Annotated in this window: 10 protein-coding genes; 2 read left to right on the top strand and 8 right to left on the bottom strand. The window is 68.7% G+C overall.

Going from position 1 to position 17,778, the window contains the following annotated elements; all coding sequences use genetic code 11:
• Window positions 1-7: 7 nt before the first annotated feature.
• Window positions 8-5,209 (bottom strand): DUF6531 domain-containing protein, encoded by a 5,202-nt coding sequence (locus ACH4D3_RS37630; protein ID WP_398332233.1) that lies wholly within the window; start codon window positions 5,207-5,209, stop codon window positions 8-10.
• An 831-nt stretch (window positions 5,210-6,040) separates the two neighbouring features.
• On the opposite strand from ACH4D3_RS37630, the gene ACH4D3_RS37625 reads away from it, so the two are divergent.
• Both ACH4D3_RS37625 and ACH4D3_RS37620 read left to right on the top strand, forming a co-directional pair.
• Entirely contained in the window at window positions 6,041-7,270 is a 1,230-nt protein-coding gene (locus tag ACH4D3_RS37625; protein ID WP_398332153.1) for an NAD(P)/FAD-dependent oxidoreductase, read from the top strand.
• A gap of 10 nt (window positions 7,271-7,280) precedes the next feature.
• The gene (locus ACH4D3_RS37620) at window positions 7,281-8,237 is read left to right on the top strand and encodes a sigma-70 family RNA polymerase sigma factor (protein WP_398332150.1); all 957 of its coding nucleotides are present in this window, start codon (window positions 7,281-7,283) and stop codon (window positions 8,235-8,237) included.
• A 102-nt stretch (window positions 8,238-8,339) separates the two neighbouring features.
• Here the strand turns inward: ACH4D3_RS37620 and ACH4D3_RS37615 are convergent, their stop codons facing one another.
• The 7 genes from ACH4D3_RS37615 to ACH4D3_RS37585 all read right to left on the bottom strand — a co-directional run bounded on the left by ACH4D3_RS37615 (window position 8,340) and on the right by ACH4D3_RS37585 (window position 17,531).
• A complete protein-coding gene (locus ACH4D3_RS37615) occupies window positions 8,340-8,717 on the bottom strand; it encodes a VOC family protein (RefSeq protein WP_398332147.1) in 378 nt (125 codons plus the stop codon).
• Window positions 8,718-8,875: 158 nt separating this feature from the next.
• The gene (locus tag ACH4D3_RS37610; RefSeq protein WP_398332144.1) at window positions 8,876-9,523 is read right to left on the bottom strand and encodes a hypothetical protein; all 648 of its coding nucleotides are present in this window, start codon (window positions 9,521-9,523) and stop codon (window positions 8,876-8,878) included.
• Between the two features lie 147 nt (window positions 9,524-9,670).
• A complete protein-coding gene (locus tag ACH4D3_RS37605; protein ID WP_398332141.1) occupies window positions 9,671-10,204 on the bottom strand; it encodes a hypothetical protein in 534 nt (177 codons plus the stop codon).
• A 38-nt stretch (window positions 10,205-10,242) separates the two neighbouring features.
• A complete protein-coding gene (locus ACH4D3_RS37600) occupies window positions 10,243-10,569 on the bottom strand; it encodes a hypothetical protein (protein WP_398332138.1) in 327 nt (108 codons plus the stop codon).
• Window positions 10,570-10,766: 197 nt separating this feature from the next.
• Window positions 10,767-11,612, bottom strand: a complete 846-nt coding sequence (locus ACH4D3_RS37595; RefSeq protein WP_398332135.1) for a hypothetical protein — start codon at window positions 11,610-11,612, stop codon at window positions 10,767-10,769.
• 27 nt (window positions 11,613-11,639) lie between these two features.
• Entirely contained in the window at window positions 11,640-12,725 is a 1,086-nt protein-coding gene (locus ACH4D3_RS37590) for a hypothetical protein (protein ID WP_398332132.1), read from the bottom strand.
• A 240-nt stretch (window positions 12,726-12,965) separates the two neighbouring features.
• Window positions 12,966-17,531, bottom strand: coding sequence for a protein kinase (locus tag ACH4D3_RS37585; RefSeq protein ID WP_398332231.1), 4,566 nt, complete (start codon window positions 17,529-17,531; stop codon window positions 12,966-12,968).
• Window positions 17,532-17,778: the final 247 nt, after the last annotated feature.

The following is a 17,778-nucleotide window of genomic DNA, read 5'->3' as shown; positions in this document are numbered from 1 at the left end:
TCCAACATCAGTCTGTCCTCAGGAGGGAGAAGTTGCGCCACGTCGAGAGATCGGCGTGGCCTGATTGACCGTCCAGGAAGACGACGTCTCCCTTGATGTTGACCACGTTGAACACGTGGGCTCGCCGTCCCTTCTGCCCCATCACGATACCTCGGGCGCCGTTTCCGGCGTTCTTGATCTCATTGACGATGCCCGAGACGGTGGAGGACTTGAATTGCCGTCCGCCGTACAGTGCTTCGATGGGTGCTGTGGAGCCTTCCCTGAGACCTCCGGGCGCTGAGGACGGAGCACCGTCGGCCAGTAGGCGGTCGACTGCTACCGCGCAGGCGCGACAGTTGGTTTCGCCGCGTTGCGGGTTCACCAGTGCTCTGAGCTGTTCTGTGATCGGGGTCTTGTAGGGGATGCCTCCGTACCCTCTGGTGACGCCGCCACCGCCAGGCCCGAACCGCAGGTTCCCCACATTGAGGACCGTCGCGGTCTCGGGGGCGACGGCCGTCCGGCGCCATCCGGTCAGCCCGCCGATCCCCACGAGTAGGATTTGTTTGGTGAGTTCTTCGGCCGCTTCGGTGTACAGGTCCGCGACGGCGTCGCAGCCCTGCTGGCGAAGCATGTAGTCGGCGCGGTACAGTCGGTAGGCGGGGCGGACGGGCAGGTACTTGTCGACGAACGCGCCGGCACCGCCGTTCTGGCCGGTGAGCGCGTTGTAGGCGTCTCCGAGGAAGACGAAGGGGGACTTCAGGCCCTCGACGAAGCCGTCGCCGAAGATGCTCGCCGCTTCACCGAGGCTGTCGACGCGATCGTTGTTCGGGTCGTCGGGAGACAGACCGCTGGGATCCGTCAGGAGGGTAGGGACGTTGTCCGCGTATGCGTACGGTGACACATACGGCGTCGACAAGGGGCGAGTTGCCGGGTCGGGCCGGGTGAAGCGGCCGGTGGTGGTGTCGTACTGGCGGGCGTGCAGGTCTAGGTTGCCGGTGGTGGTCTCGTAGCGTGCGCCGGTGTAGGAAGGGGTGCTCGCGGGAGCCCCGTCGGTGATGGTGTCCAGTGTGCGGGTGCCGTACGGGTCGTAGGCCCACCGCTGGTGGAGGGTGCCGGTGCTGTCGGTGACGTCGACAGGGGAGCCCTGGGTGTCGTGGTGGTAGTAGTAGACGGAGCCGGCGCCGGTCTCGGTCGACTCCGGTTGCCCCAGCGGGTCGTAGCGGTAGGTCTGCGCGATGCCCAGGCCGGTGGACTCCGAGGCCAGCAGAGGCACGGGGGCGTTGGGGTCCCACTGGTAGCGGTTGGTCGTCGTGCCGTTCTTGGCGACGGTGACCTGGTTGCCACTGGCATCGTGGTCGTAGGTGTAGCTCGCTCCGGCGATCGTGCCGGCGGAGATCTGTCCGGCCAGGTCGTAGGTGTAGGTGTCGGTGCCGTTCTTGGTCTGGTTGCCCTCGGTGTCGTAGCCGTAGGAGGTGGTCGTGGAGCCGGTGTTGGTGGAGGTGAGCTGGTCGGCGGCGTCGTAGGTGTAGCTGGTCGACGCGTCGCCCAGGGTGGAGGTGAGGCGGTTGCCGACCTTGTCGTAGGTGTAGGACGTCGCGCGGCCGGAGGCGCATCCGGCGGTTCCGGGTTGGGGGAAGCACCCGGTGGTGAGGCGGCCGGCGGTGTCGTAGGTCTGGTCGTAGCCGCCGGCGCCTACACCGGCCCTGGCGATGTCCACGTGGGTGGGCAGACCGGCTGCGGAGAGGGTGAGCGCGGTCTTGGTGACCGTGACGCCCTGTTTGGCGGAGGTGACGGCGGTGAGACGTCCCGCGCGGTCGTAGTCGCGTTCCTCCGTCTCCGTGTTGGGCAGCGCGGACCGGGTCAGGTGCGCGGCCGGGTCCCAGGTGTAGGTGGTGGTCTGGCCGTCGGCCGTCATCGTGGCGGTGCGGCCATCGTCGTCGTAGGTGTACGCGACGGAGCCGCCGCTGTGGGTGCGGGTGAGTATCTGTCCGGCGGCGTCGTAGGTGTAGGCGAAGTGGCGGGTCTTGGTCAGGTTTCCGACGGAGTCGTAGGAGAAGTCTTCGGAGATCTTCGAGTTGGCGCGGGCGGTCATGCGGCCGGCATCGTCGTAACCGAAGGACACGTCCGGTGTGGCGTCCGAGTAGTCGATCTCGGTGACGAGGCCGCGCGGGTCGTGGGCGTAGTCGGTGGACCCGCGGGGTGTGGTCTTGCGGGTGAGGTTGCCGTCGGCGTCGTAGCCGTAGCCGGTTGCCCGCTCCAGCGGATCGGTGACCGAGGTGAGGCGGTGGGCCGCGTCGTAGCCGTACGTGGTGACGTGGCCGTTCGCGTCGGTGCGGGTGGTGACGTTGCCGACGGTGTCGTGCCCGTACGTGGTGACCGCGCCGCCGGGAGCGGTCACCACGGTCAGCCGGTCCAGGTCGTCGTACCCGTAGCTGGTGGCCCGGTCGTCCGCGTCCGTCTGCCCGATGATGTTGTTCATCGCGTCGTAGGCCGTGGTGGTCACGCCGCTGAGCGGGTCGGTGACCGTGGTGGGGTTGCCCGCCGGGTCGTACCCGTAGACGGTCGTGTACTCGGCCGGGTCGGCGCCGGTGGCGTTGCCGCGTGGGTCGACCGCGGATGCCTGGCGGCCGTCGGCGTCGTAGGTCCAGCTCGCCTTGTGGCCGAGCGGGGAGGTGTGGCTGAGCAGGTTGCCGTCGGCGTCGTAGGCGTAGGAGGTGGTCTTGCCGAGCTGGTTGGTGCTGCTGGTGAGCCGGTTGTTCTTGTCGTAGACGGATGTGACCGTCTCGCCCGCGGCGTCGGTGACCTTGGTGATGTTGTCGTTGGCGTCGTAGGTGTAGCCGGTGGTGTGACCCAGCGAGTCGGTGACCACTAGGGGACGGTTCATCGCGTCGTAGGTCGTAGTGCTGGATGCGCCGGTCGGGCCGGTGACCTTGGTGGTGTTGCCGGCCGCGTCGTAGGCGTAGTTGGTGGTGTGGCCGGCCGGGTCGGCGCTGTCGGCGTTCCCGCGTGGCGAGACGCTGCTGAGCAGGCGGCCCACTTTGTCGTAGGTGTAGGTGGTGGTGCCGCCGGTCGCGTCGGTCTCGGAGGACAGGCGTCCGCTCGCGTCGTAGCTCCGGGTGACGGAGTTGCCGGCCGGGTCGGTGGTCCGGGTTGGGTGGCCGGCGTCGTCGTAGGCGAACGTCGTCGTCTCGTCCGCCGGGTTGGTGGCTGCCACCACCTGCTCGGCGCCGTTGTATTCGTAGGCGGTCGTGCGGCCCAGGGCGTCCGTGGTCGAGGTGAGCAGCCCGCGGCCGTCATATGCGTACGTCGTGGTGTAGGCGTCCGGAGCGGATCCCGCGACGTTGCCGCGCGGGTCCGTCCTGGACAGGATGCGACCGGCGTCGTCGTAGGTGAACGTGGTCTTCTCGCCGAGCGGGGTGGTGACCGACGTCCGGTTGCCTGTCGCGTCGTAGCCGTAGGTGGTGACCTTGCCGCGGGGGGTCGTCACGGTCTCCAGTGAGCCGAGCGCGGTGTACGTGTAGCCGGCCTTGCCGCCCAGGGGATCCGTGGTCGACGTCAGCTGGTTGGACGTGTTGTAGGCGTAGGCGGTCCTGTTGCCGCGTCCGTCGGTGTGGCTGGTGATGTTGCCCGCACTGTCGTAGGTCCAGCTCTCCGTGTAGCCGAGGGCGGAGGGAGCGCTGCGGGTGAGCATCCGCCCGGCGCTGTCGTAGGTCATCTCCGTGGTGTTGCCGCGCTGGTCGGTGATGGCGACGGGACGCAGATGGCGGTCGTAGTCGTAGGTGATGCTCTTGCCGTACGGGTCGATCGTCTCCATCAGGACGTTGCCTGCGTACACGTCGGTCCACACGCCGCCGTCCGGTGCCGTGGTGTGCGATTCGCTGCTGCCGTCCCAGGTGAAGGTGGTGGTCTTGCCGTTCTGGTCGGTCTGGGACGTGACGCGGCCCGACGAGTCGTAGACGTTGGAGACCTTCCCGCCGGCCGGGTCGGTGTACGAGGACAGGCGCTTGTTCACGTCGTAGGCGTACGACGACGTCCTGCCTGCCGGGTCGGTCACCGAGGTCAGCAGCCCGCCGGTGTACCCGTACGACACCGATGTGCCGTCGGGTAGGCCCACTTTCGAGAGCAGTCCGTCGGTGCCGGGCGTGAAGGTGGTGGTGCGTCCGGCGGCGTCCTTGACGGAGGCGAGCTTGCCGGACGAGTAGGTCAGGGCCAGTCCCTTGCCTGCCTTGTCGGTGACGGAGGTGAGCCGGCCGCTGCTGTCGAAGGTCCGCCGGGTGTGGTCCGGCGTGGTGATCGTGTACGTGCTCGTGCCCTTGAGCAGCTTGGCCGTCGAGCCCGCCGGGGCGGAGTACGAGCCGTCATCGTTTTGCGTGAACACGAACGACGCGCCGTCACCCGTCCGATACGTCACCTTTCCCGTCGCGAGGGTCAGCTTGGCGTCGAACTGGGTGGCCCAGCCACGTCCCAGCAGGCCGACCGCACTGGAGTCGGAGCGGTAGGTGCGCTCCAGGGTGACGGGCACACCGGGGCCCACCAGGGAGGCGTCGGTGAGTTGCTCGAAGAACATGCCGGTGGCGGTGTTGACCGGGTCGGCGCGGTGTGCCTGCGCGTAGCAGGTGCAGATCCCCGCCTGGGCCCCGGGGATGACCGGCGTGTAGAAGGCCTCAACCAGCGGGGAGGTGGTCCCGCCGGGGCTGGACGTCCCGTCGGCGTTGTTGAGGAAGACCCAGGCGTAGTACTTCTTGCCGTCCTCGAGGATGCCCCCCAGTGCGCTGCCGGCCCACCAGAAGCACTGGTCGGCGGGGTAGGAGTTGCTCGCCCACCAGTCGTAGCACCAGGCTCCGGTGTCCGGCGTGTCGCCGCTGGGGTCGTCCGTGGACTTCTTGATCTCCTGTTGGACGACGGGGTAGCCGCCCTCGTCCAGGACGTACAGCCACATTCCGGTGTACGACGATCCCTGCTTGGGCAGTTTTACCTGTCCACCGATCGACAGCATCCCCGGATAGGCGGTGGCCCAGGACGACACCCAGGTGGGGTTTTCGGCCGCCGTGGCGAGGGGCTGCAGTGACACCCGCGGCTGGGTGGCCGGGCCGCGGTCGACGTGGTTGGTGTCCGGCCGGCTGTGGCGTTCGCCCTTGGGTGTCCGCTCCGGGGCGTTCATGTATTCACGCATCGGCGATCGTTCGTGCCGGTCCTCGGCGACCTGCCTGCGGCGTTCGGCCAGCGTCATGGCCTTGGGGGGCTTGGGCAGGTCGTCGGCTGTCCGGGCCGGCTGGTGGGAGATGGCCCCGGTGGCCGGGGTGTGGGGCCGGTCCCGGGGCGAGGCCCAGGAGGGCGTGCCCCCTGCTGTGGTCAGGAGAGCCAGGGCCAGCACGGCCGTGACGAGTCTTCGCGCTTGTGTGCGCACAGTGCATCACCTGTGAGTCAGGAGTGAAGAGAGGTCGCGGTGATGCATGATCAGGGGAACGCTCGAACTAACGTGCTGCGTCAATCGGGGCCGAAATGTGATGGGCTCGCACTCACCCGGGGAGAAGGGCTCCTGGCTGAGAGGATGAAAGGCAACGCCGGATGGCTCGATTTGGCGAGATATCGTCCGGAGCTCGAAATGGCGTGCTCGCCGACCGGGAGTGGACCTCGCGTTGAGAGGGTGCCGTGCTCCGCGCCCGTCAACGGCTGCCCGCCGCAGCATCGGCCCGGACCTGGGACGGCGGTCGCCCTACCGTCCGTTGTCCTGGCAATTCCTGGAGGGCGGTGTGTCGAAGTCAGGGTTGTCTGCCACCGACGCCCGCGGGAAAGGACGTTCACGGCCAGGCTGCCAATTCGTCGAGGGCCAGTTGCCGTACCCGGATGCTGAGCAGCAGCACCAGTGCTTGGCGGGGCCTCCTCGCACATCTACTGATGTCGTCGACCGACCACCCGCAGACGCGATGACCGACTCTCCCGGCCGGAGCCCAGCAGGGACCCCTCAGATGTGTGGTCCGCATCACATCTGCAATCTGTCAGCAATCGAAGTGCTGTCCCGCTCAACCAGTGAGAGCAGGCGAACTGACAGGAGCAGCACATGAAGCACCGCATCGTCGTCCTCGGTGCCGGGTATGCCGGAGCCTACGCGGCCGGGAACCTGGCCCGTCGGCTGTCTCCACTGGACACCGAGATCACTGTCGTCAACGCTGAGCCGGACTTCGTCCAGCGCATGCGGCTGCACCAGCTCGCGGTCGGCCAGGAGATCAAGGCTCCCAGGCTCGCGGACGTGTTCGCGGGCACCGGCATCCGTCTGCATCTGGCCCGTGTCACCGCAGTCGACCCCGAACGCCACGTCGTCACCGCGGCGGATGCCACAGGCGGCGGTGAGATCGGCTACGACACGCTTGTCTACGCACTCGGCAGCCACGTCGCCCACCGCGGTGTCCCCGGCGTCGCGGAACACGCCTTCGACGTCGCCGCTCGCCCCTCGGCGCTGCGCCTGCGTGAGCGCCTGGACAGCCTGGACAAACGCGGCGAGGCCGGCAGCGTACTGGTCGTCGGCGACGGGTTGACCGGCATCGAAACCGCCACCGAGATCGCCGAATCCCGGCCCGGGCTGTCGGTGGCGTTGGTGGCACGCGGCGAGCTGGGTGCTCGCCTCTCCGGTGCAGCCCGCGACCACCTGCGGCGGGCCTGCGACCGACTCGGCGTCACCGTCGTGGAGCACACCACCGTCGAAGCTGTTGAAGCCACGCGTGTACTGTGCGCCGACGGCACGCCCCTGGCCTCCGACGCAACCGTATGGACGGCCGGGTTCGAGGCGAGCCCCATCGCCGCCGCCAGCGGTCTCGAGGTCACCGGCAACGGTCAGATCGTCGTCGATCGCACCATGCGGTCGGTCTCCCACCCGAACGTCTACGCCATCGGCGACAGCGTCCACGCCATCGGCGACAGCGTCCACGCCATCGGCGACAACGGCCACCCGCTACCGATGTCCTGCGGATCCGCCGGCTATACCGGCAGGCAGGCGATCGACGCGATCGTGGGAAGCCTGACCGGGCGCAAGGTCGCGAAGACCAAGCTGCTCTATACCTACAACGCCATCAGTCTCGGGCGACTGGACGGGATCCTGCAGACGGTGGACGGCGAAGGGCAGGCAAAACCGAAGTGCGTGAGCGGCCGCAAAGCCGCGCTGATCAAGACGGGCATCATCAAGGGCGCATTGTGGGGAACTTCGCACCCGACCCTCGGCCGCCCCGGCCGCAAGCGCCGCTTGGCCGCTGCTCCGGATGCTGCCCGCCGAGGCAGCGGCCGCGCAACCGCCTAGGGTGGTCAACGTGGACAGCACGGCCGCTGATCGCTTCGACACCAGCCTGTTCGAGGCCAGCCGGAACCGGCTGGCCTCCCTGGCTTACCGACTGCTGGGATCCGCAGTCGACGCCGAGGACGCCGTACAGGATGCGTTCCTGCGCTGGCAGGCCGCCGACCGACAATTGATCAAGGTACCGGAGGCGTGGCTGACCAAGGTCGTCACCAACCTGTGCCTGGACCGCCTCCGTTCGGCACAGGCCCGCCATGAACGCGCGGTCGGCACATGGTTGCCCGAGCCGCTGCTGGACGGTGACCCGATACTCGGGCCGGCCGACACGTTCGAGCAGCGCGAATCGGTTTCCCTGGCCGTGCTGACTCTCATGGAGAGTCTCTCGGCCCTCGAACGAGCGGTCTACGTGCTGCGCGAGGCGTTCTCCTGCAGCCATGCCGAGATCGCCGGGATCCTGGACCTCACGGAGTCCGGGAGCCAGCAGCACCTCCACCGGGCCCGGCGTCGCATCAACGCCGGGCGCGGGCGCGGCGGCGAAGCCGTCGATCCCGCGTCCGCCCGCAGCATCGTCGAGGAGTTCCTCGCCGCCGCATCCTCGGGCCATACCGAACGGCTGGTGGCCCTACTCACCGACGACGCGACCGCGATCTCCGACGGGGCCGGCCTGACCAAGAAGTTGCTACGGTACGACACTCCGCGGCGCATCGCCGCCGTGGCACGGGCCGGCTTCACCCCCACGGCTGCGAAACGGCGGTTCGCCGGCGGCGCGCTCGCCGTCCACCACGCGCACGTCAATGGCACTCCCGCCCTCCTATTCGTACTCGGTGACCGGATCGTAGGCGTCGTGACGTTCGACCTCACCCACAGCAGGATCGCAACCGTGCGCGGCATCGCTGCTCCCTCCCGCCTCACTCGCATCAACGAGGCGTGGCGGCGGCACGCACCGGGCACGCCGCTCATCACCCAGTGGTGAACGGCCGAGCGTTTCATAACGGGCGTCGATGAAACATGCCCGAGGTTGAAGGCGGTGCGGCGGCCGGACGAGTGATAAGTGCCCCGGTTCCGTTGCGAGTCGTCAGTTGAGCTGCTCGGCCAGTCCAACGATGATGCCCTCAGGCCCGCGGACGTAGCAGAGCCGGTAGCTGTCCTCGATGTCGTCGACGGCGAACATGACGCGATGCGTACCCAGAACGTTGTGAGGCCGTTCGCGCGGCTCGGCACTGATCGCCGCAGGGCTGTAGTACTTCGCCAGTTCGAGTCGGCTGTGCCTGTCCGGGGTCTGGAGCGTCGCGATGCCGCAATGGACGCCGTCAAGTCCCGTGCACTGGTCAGCAACGACTCCCCCGACCTCCGCCCGACCTTCCGGCTCCATGCCGAGTTCCACGAAGAACGCGATGGCGGCATCCATGTCCTCGACCACGATGCCGACGTTGTCCATCCGCCGAATCGTCATGCAGTCCTCTCCTGGTTCTTCCGAGCTCAACATGCAGCTCGGCGTTCCAGGGCGAGACCATGACCCGTACGGATGGCTGTGCCAGTCGGCTGCACAGGGTGCCTTGCCGAGCGGGGGAGGGGACGTTGTCCTGAGCCTCGACGGCGAGGGGCCGGGATTCAGCGGGCTGTGCCCTCCACGACGGGTTTGAGAGCACTCTCCGTCGTCCAGCGCGAGATCTGGGCATACAACTTGCCCGGACTTCCTGAACCGCCTCCGGAGGAGCTGATCCTGGCAGGACAACTCCCTCGGGGGTCTCTTGTCATCGTGTCCACGACTCGCCCGGTACGCAGCTCGTAGACGGTGTAGGTGTACGTCTGGGAATACAGCGGGTAGGACCGCTGCGGTGTGCTCTGCAGGCCGAACTCGAGGTACTTGCACTCGCGTTGGAGATCTTCGCCCGGTTTGCCCTCGGCGCAGGCGAGCAGCTCGATCTCGGAGACCGGTGTGGTCGGGGCTGTGGTTGGTAGCCCGTCGAACTCGACGTCGTCCTGCAGGGTCCAACCGGGGCCCACGTCGCTGTCGGTTTCGTACCCGCCCTCGAAGGAGGCCACTCGGTGGGGACCGTTGCCGGAGTACCTTGCAGCCTCAGGGTGGCCGACCTTGAAGTCAGAGCACAGGGTGCCGAGTTGAGCTGCGGTACTGATCTCCTTCATCTTGGATCCCGGCGAGGCTTCGGTCTTGTCTTCAGCGCTTCCGGAACAAGCGGCCAGTACGGCGAGAAGCGCCCCGACGAGGGGAACGGTCGTGCGTCGTTCGACCAGCAAGAGATCTCCCAGTCCCTGTTGTTCTTCATCGAGAGGCCCGCGATTTCCACGGGGGACATGCGCGGGGTGAGTCGCTGTGGCCAACTCGTGCTCGAGAGTAGTGAATGCTCCTGGCCGGCGACCGGCTCCGTCATCTGGCGACGGCGTTCAGGAGGGTCCCGGCACCGGTGGCCGGTGGCCGCGATGCACAGCGGCGTGCACGGTCTGAGCCAGCCCTCGGACATCGTGGGTGAAGGTGTTGATGCCGATGCAGCCGCTGTCGTGGGTGCTGATGAAGCACATGTAATCGGTGCCCCAGACCTTGGGCAGAAGCACCGAGGTGTTGCTCATGGCCTCCACCTTGGTGATGGCATCGTAGGGGACCACGGTAACGGTGGTCGCGGTGCGGTGGACCAGTCCCTGCTCATGGACGTCGAAGGACTCGTCTTCAGCGCGACGCGCCAGCACGAAGTGCCGAATGGACAGGCCCAGGCTGATTGCGCCCGTGGCCAAGAGGAAGACCACCGTGACGAGTCCGCCCTCGGAGCCGCCGATGACTGCGCCGAGTACCGGTGTGCCGCAGGTGAATGCCATGACGCCGATGGCTGCCATGGTCGTCGCTTGTCGCTTGAGCCGGGCGCTGTCGGAGGGATGTCTACGGACTAGCCTTCCCACGCGCTGTGCCACTTCGGTGTTCTCCACCGGGTTTCCTTCCGAATCGTTGCGGGCAGTCGGCCGGTTCAGGTGCGCCGGCGCAGAACGTGGTAGCCGTTCCACAGCAGCATGCAGAGCGGGACGGCACCGAGGAGGATGACAGACAGCGAGATCATGATGTTCTGGAAGCGCACGCCTTGTGCGTCGGAGGCGTCGGCCTCGCCGACGACCCGGCCGTCCACCACGAGGTTGCAGGCTGATGCCTGTGAGGGGTCGCAGCCTGGATCGGTGTCGGACATGAGGTCCGCACCGAAGTAGACGATCACGGCCGACACGACCACGCCGACCGACCAGGCGACGACGAGCGCCGCCTGCCCCAGTCTTCGCCGGCCGCGTAGAAGAGGGCCCGCCATCCTCACTGCCGGCTGGAGAAGAAGTAGCGCCGGGAAGACCAGTAGCGGACGCCAGTCCATCAGAGCCAGCGCCGTCGGCGCGCCGGCGAGCAGTGCGAACAGACCCGCGCAACCAAGGTCTTCCTTGAACTGCCGTGCCAGCGTCTTCGGCTCCCGAGGACCGCTTCTGCCCGAAGACCCCGGCCCTGGCCGCCCTGTCACCGATTTCTCCTGTCCTGCGAGTTGTTTTGCGCGGCGCGCTCGACCTCGTCGAGGTCCTCGATGGTCACCAGTCGTCGTTGGGCTGTTCGTCTGGCGACGGCGAACCTGGCGTTGAACAGCTTGCCGTCGCGCACTGCCGCGTAGGGGTCGTGCACCTCGCCGAAGGCGATCTTCGAGATCCTCTTGATCACCTCGTCTACGCGCCTGGGATCGGCCAGGTTCCAGGCCTCGCCGCCGCGCCAGTGACGTACTCGCTGGTGGATCTCCTGGTAGGTCGGCACGCGCTGTTCGTCGTCGTCGCCGACCAGCAGCGGCTCGGTCAGCGCCAGCGCGACGTACCAGGACTTGGAGTAGCGGCTCAGTGCTCCTGGTGCTTCCTCGGTGACCGCGACACCCGGGGTGACGGGATCGGCGGTCAACCGCACCTCGGTCGGTTCGCTGGGCCGCAGGGCGCCAGTCACCATGAAGGTGAGGGTCAGATCGGCGTTCTGTCCGCCCAATTGACGGCCGGTGAAGACGACCAGCTCGTTCTTCCCGTCGTCCAGAACGGTGGACATCCCACGGACCAGTGTCACGCGGCGCGCTCCGCCGGGCGCCTCGAAGAGGCCCGCCAGCATCGCTTCGTTGGCGCCACGCCAGGTCAGTCGCGCGCCGTGGTCCTCGACCACGAGGTCGGCGAGTACCCGGGACACATGGGGTGCGCAGCCGGGCAGGGCGACGGCGTAGCGGCCGGGCCGGCGGCCGCCGTCGCCCCCGTGGGGAGCACGACCGAACACCAGTCGCTCACCCGTCGTCAGCGCGATCGGGTGCAGTTCCGGTGAGCGCACTGTGACTCGTAGCATCCTGCGGGCCTCGTCTCCTCTTGTTTCTCACGCCTGTTCGCCGTGTGCGGCGTCCGGTGCCGGTTCGCGCACCATGGTCAGCCGTTCCTCTCTTTCCGTTTCCACGGTCAGCGTGACGTCGTGGGGGTTGTCGGTGCCGGGGAACCGGTCCGCGCCGCTGAAGACCAGTGTGCCGTGGGTGAAATCCGCGGGGACCTCGATCGCCAGCCATCGGTAGTTCGTGTGGTCGGAGTAGGTCTTGGCCGTGCGGGTGGTGCCGTCCGGGAGTCTGAGGGAGATCCATTCCGGTGGCAGACCGCGCGTTTTGCCGGTGCGCTTCATGGTGCCGGTCAGGAACAGGAAGGCGCTGTCCTGCGCGGCGTGTTCGTCCTGGCGTACCAGGTGGTGGTATGACAGCCGTGCCGAGGTGAGGCGGTAGTGGGCTGTCTTGGTGAGGGTGAGCGAGGTGGCGGACGAGCTGACCCGGTAGGTGAGCGTTCCGGTGCGCAGCATGGGCCCGCTGGTGACGTCCTCGCGCGCCAGAACCGCGGGGTTCGAGGGATCCGGTGCACCCGTGGTCATCGAGACGGTCTGGGTGAGGTCGTCCTCGGTGAGGACGAGTTCCGCGTTCTCGGCAGTTTCTGGTACGGACACCAGGAGAATCCGCCGTTCGCCCTCGGCGAGTGAGCCGGCCTCCTGGAGGGGGCGTTCGGCCTGTCCGATGCGTACCTTCAGCGCGGTGTCGCGGCTGCGGGTGCCGATCTGTTCGCCGTCGATACCGGTCAGCGCGAGCGTGTACAGGCGGTGGCTGTCCGCGGGGGAGTATCGGGTGCCGTCTTGATCGAACCGGTCTATTTCGCCGTGCCCGGTGACCTTGATGCCGAAGTCCCAGCCTTTCAGCACGGTTGGCTTGTCAGCAGAGGGCACTTCGATGCCGTATTGGGCCTCGGCTGCTCCGGGGGTGAGGGTGTACAGCAGGTCGGCCGCGGCGGGAGTGTCACGCTCGGCCCCGGTGCCCCACAGAGCGTATGCGCCCGCGCAGAGGGCGGCGGCGACGACGCCGAGGACCGCCCACTGCCACGGGCGCCGTGCTCCTCGTGCGGCGGTGCCCGCGCCGAGAGGCGGTGACGCCATCGCCCAGGCGTCACCATCGGGCGACGATCTGTGATCACATTCACTCATGTGACACTCCGTTCCGTGTCCGTCCACTCGCCCGCCTCGCCGGTGCATTGGGCGGTCCGTCCGTCAGGACAGACAATGGCGGTCGGAAGGGGCCGGGAGGCAGCGGAACGTTCCGGTGCCCATGAGCGGGCACGGGCCCCTACAGTCGTCAGTACGCCACCGCGCTCCTCGGGGGATACGGCACTGCTCAACTCAGCCGCACCCCAGCTCGCCGGCAGGGGTGCCCGAGATGCTGTCGCAGAGGCGTTGGACTGCGTCATCGACGTCCAGGCGCCACAGTGCCACGGCAGCGTCGGTGCCGCCCCGGGCGAGTGCTGTGCCGTCGGGGGAGAACGCGAGGGCGTTGACCTCGAAGCCGCTGCCTGAGGTGAGCCTGGCTCTCAAGGTGCCGTCGGCGAGGTCCCACAGCCAGACAGTTGCGTCGTCGGTTGTCGCCGTGGCCAGCGTGGTGCCGTCCGGGGACATCGCCAATGCACGCACTGCCGAGGGATGTTCACCGAACGTGCGGCGCAGCTTCCCCGTGGTCGCGTCGCGGATCTCGATGGCTCCGGCCACCGACGCGGTCACGACGCTCTCGCCGTCCGTCGTGTACACGGCGTCGGTCACGTCGTCATCGAGGCCGGTGACGGTGGGGCGCGCGCCGAGGTCGGCGGTGTGCCACGTGGACAGCGAGACCGGCTTGCCGCCCTTGTCGTCGTCATCTCCGAGAGTGTCGAGCGGGGTGTCGCTGCTCACCGCGAGGAGTCGGGTGCCGTTTGGGCTGAAGGCGACGGCCGAGGGAGGACCGGTGTCCAGATCGAGTTCCGCCAGGCGCTTTCCCGAGGCCAGCGCCCACACGTACACGCGTCCCGAGGCTGTCGTGTCTCCGCCGCCGTCCGTCCTCGTGTCCGCACCCGTGGGCCCGCTACCGGCCGCGGCCAGCAGCGCGCCGTCGGCCGAAAGGGCGATGCCCCCCGTCAAGCGACCGCCGTCAAGCGTCAACCTGGTCGGTTCGCCGTGAGGCCGGTCGACGGTGATCGTGCCGTCCTGGGCACCGGCTATGCGAGTGCCGTCCGGGGCGTAGGTGACCGACAGGCCCGCCGCGGTCAGCTTCTGGGGCGCGGCGTCGGTGCGGCCGCTCTTCCAGTTCCACGTGTGCAGTGCGCCCTCACCGTCCACAGCGGCCGCGTGCTCGCCGTCCGGGGCGAAGGCGACGTCGAGAACCGCGCCGCGCGGTGCTTCGTACCAAGGGGCGCTTCTGTGCCAGCGGGTGACGGTGCCCCCGGCGCGCGCGGCGACCACGGTGCTCGAGTCGCTTGAGGCGGCGAGTGCCAGGACTGCCTGGCCCGCGGAGGAACCTCCCAGCGTGCCCTTCGGAAATGTGCCGAGCCGCTTGCGGTCGACGGGATCCCAGACCACCACGTTCGCTCCCGTGGCGGTCAGCAACTGGGTGCCGTCGCCGGAGAACGTGAGCGTTCTCGGCCCGGCTGCGGCGTCCGCCGCGCTGCGGGTCCGGTCCTTGATCGTGCCGGCGTCCGCCCCGCTGACCGGGTCGTGCAGTCGGATCAGCGGGTCGGCCGGACTCGCCGACGCGAGGAACGAGCCGTTGCCGGAGAACGCCACGACCGCGCTCGGACGCGTGGTGTCGTCCGGTGGAAGGCTGTCGCGGTGTGCCGCACTTCGGTTGATCAGTGTGCTCGTGGTCGGATTCCACAGCTCGACACCGGCGTCCGTACGGCCGATGGCGAGCCGGTCGCCTCCGTCGCTGTAGGCGGCGTCGGACGCGGCCTCTCCCTCGTGGGACGTCAGCCAGTGCTGGAAGGCGCCGGTACGCGGGTTCCAGCTGCCCATCCGGCTGCCGTCGTCTCCTATCGACTGTGCGGTGATGGTGGTGCCGTCCGGGTGCCAAGCGAGTGGTCCCAACACCACCTCTCCGTCCGCCGGCGAGCCGGTCTTCAGTGCGGTGAGGAACCGGCCGTCGTTTGTCTCCCACACACGTACGCCGGGGTCTCCGAAGACCGCGACCGCCAGCAGCGCCCCGTCGGGAGAGAAGCGGACCGCCTGCACGGTGTCCTCGCCGAGGTCGGCGGCGGCGAGCGGAACCCTCTGACCGGTGCGCATGTTTCTTACAGTGACGGTGTTGCCGCTTGGGCCTGTGCCGCCGACGGCGAGAAGAGTGCCGTCGGCGCTGACGTCCACGGCGGTGGCCGGGTTCAGCCCGGAGTCGAACTCCGTCACGTCGGTCAGTGCGTCGGCCGACAGCAGTGCGCCGCGCGCCTGGCTGGTCGGTGCAGCGTGCCACGCCTTGAGTGCCGCCTCGCGGGCCCCGGCCGGGTCCCACTCCGCGAGAGCGAGGGACTCTGCCGCGAGCTGCCGCGACAGCGCGATGCTGGCCTGGTGGTCGGCTTCGCGACGGGCGTTCAGCGCCAGCCCGCCCGCGACGAGTGCGACGACCAGCAGCGTGGCGAGGGTGGCGGCCGCGGTGCGCAGCCGCCGGGTGGCACGCTCCTGATCGCGACTGCTGACGTGGAGGAACTCCCGTTCGAGTGCCGTCAGGTCCTGCCGCTGCGCGGCCCACTCGGTGGCGGCGGCCAGGCGTCCACCCCGGTAGAGGTCGCCGCGGTCGTGGCCGCTGTCCCGCCAGTTTCTGGCGGTTTCGTCGAGGCGCTGGCGCAGCAGCAGGTCCTGCTGGTCCTCCTCGACCCAGCCGCGCAGCCGGGGCCATGCGGTCAGCAGGGCATCGTGGGCCAGGCGGACGCCGTCGTCGTCGACGCTGACCAGACGGGCGTCCACCAGGGCGGACAAAGCCTGTTCGGCCAGGTCGGCTCGGTTCGCCCGACGGCGGGCGAGTCCGCCGTCGGGCAGAACGTTCACCAGGCGCAGCAGCGCCGCGCGCAGCGCGGTGCCACCTTCGGTGTCGAGCCGTCCGTACAGCTGGTCGGCGCTGATCGCGACGGCTCGGTCGACGCCGCCCGTGGCCTCGTATCCGCTCAGCGTGAGCAGGTGCCCGGACCGGTTGCGCCACGTCTCGTGCAGGGCGTGAGCCAGCCGCGGCAGCGTGCCCGGCCCGATCCCTGAACCGTCGCGTGACCTGGCGTCGCGGATGAGCCGCTCGGCCAGGCCGTCCTCGAGGCGAAGCCCTGCTCCGTCCGCGGGTGCGGTGATCACCTCGCGCAGCGACTCCGGTCCCAGTGGCCCGACCACCACCGGGGCCTCCAACGCGGGCATCAGCGGGGCCAGTTGGATGGAATCCGGCATGTAGTCGGCCCGCAGCGCGAGCACCACGGTCGCGGGCCAGGCGTGCACGAGGGCGGTGGCGAACGCCTCCCTGTCGGCGGGCTCGGCGCCGTCCGTGAACACCTGCTCGAACTGGTCGACCACGACCATCAACCGTCTGCTGTCCGGCTCACCGGTGCCGTCCGCCGCCGAACGGCACCACCGTCCGAAGCCGTCGGGCCGCTCGCGTATCTCGGCCGCGAGAAAGGCCGGGTCGGCGCCGGTCACGGCAGCGATCCTCGTCGCCAAGGTGTTCACCGGGTGCTCGCCCGGGGTCAGCACCACCCTGGACCAGGCACCGCCGGCCTCGTCCAGGACGGGGAACAGTCCCGCGTGCAGCAGGGACGACTTGCCCGTTCCCGATGCCCCCACCACCATCAGTGGCCCGGAACGTGCAGACTGTCGTGACAGCCGGACAAGCAGCTCGGTGATCTCACCGTCCCTGCCGTGAAACCACGCCGCCTCGCTGCTGCTGAAGCTCCGCAAACCGGGATAGGGGCACAGCTCGGCCGTTCCGGGCTCTGCCTCGGCTGCCCCGGACGAGGATGTGGTCTCGGTGCCCTGCTGTTCCGGGCCCCGTCGGCGCTTGGCCGCGACGGAGACGATGGCACGAACGAGGGCCTCCTGCCCTGGTGTGCCGTCACCGCCGGGAGCGGTCGCGTCGGTGGTCGAGCTCGCGGGCGCGACCACCGACACCTCGGCCAAGGCGGCGGCCGCCGCACTCATCAGCTCGCCCGCGGTTGCGAACCTCCGGCGCGGGTCCTTGTCCATACCGGTGGCCACCACCATGTCCAGGGCGGGCGGAATCCGGGGGTCGAACACGGAGGGCGCGGCCGGCGGGTCATTGAGCTGGGCTGCCAGCTTCGCGGCCGGATCATCCGCGGGGAAGGGAACCTTCCCGGTGAGGCACTCGTACAGCACACACGCCAGCGCGTACACGTCGGCCGTCCCGGTGACGTGCTGTCCGCGCAGCTGCTCCGGGGCGATGTAGTCGAGGGATCCGACGTAACTGCCCGTTCTGGTGAGCCGGGTCGCCTCCGTGTCGAGGGGCCGTGCGATGCCGAAGTCGGTGAGGTGGGCCTCCTCGCCGGGACCGATCAGGATATTGGCCGGCTTGACGTCCCGATGCACGATTCCCGCTTCGTGCGCTGTGTTGAGCGCTTCGGCCACCTGTGTCAGAACACGCACGGTCCGGTGCGGGTCGAGCGGACCGGTACCGAGTACCCGTCTCAGGTCGGACCCGTCGACCAGTCGCATCGCCAGATACAACCGGCCGTCGCTGTCACCCGAGTCGAGGAGGTCCACGATGTGCGGATGCGCGAGCCGCTTGACCAGATCGGCCTCGCGCCGCAGCCGTCGGGCGTAGCTCTCGTCTGCCGTGTCCGACAGGATCTTGAGAGCCACGAGCCGGTCGCATCGGGTGTCGAAGGCCCGGTAGACCTCCCCCATGCCACCCCTGCCCAGCAGGCGCTCGATCCGATAACGTCCGCCAAGCAGCTCCACAGCCACATGCGCCCCTTTGCCTCACAACCACTATTCCTGCTGGTGTGTCATCCCTACGAGAACATGAAGACGCGCCCTCCATCCGAGGAAGTCCGACGCACACTACGGGCCACCCCGCCGTCTTTGCGGCTGCGCTCTGGCCAATTGCTGTCCGAGACCGTCGTTTCCGCCCGGGGGCGGAAACGACGTCCTTCGCCGACGTGATCTCGCCGGGGAGACGGGCGTGAGCAACGCTTGCGTGAGGCTA

Origin of the sequence: Streptomyces sp. NPDC018026 (genome assembly GCF_044327745.1) — a bacterium.
Classification (GTDB): domain Bacteria; phylum Actinomycetota; class Actinomycetes; order Streptomycetales; family Streptomycetaceae; genus Streptomyces; species Streptomyces rubrogriseus.
The sequence above is the reverse complement of the archived record's forward strand: the minus strand, read 5'-3'. Positions and strand labels throughout refer to the sequence as shown.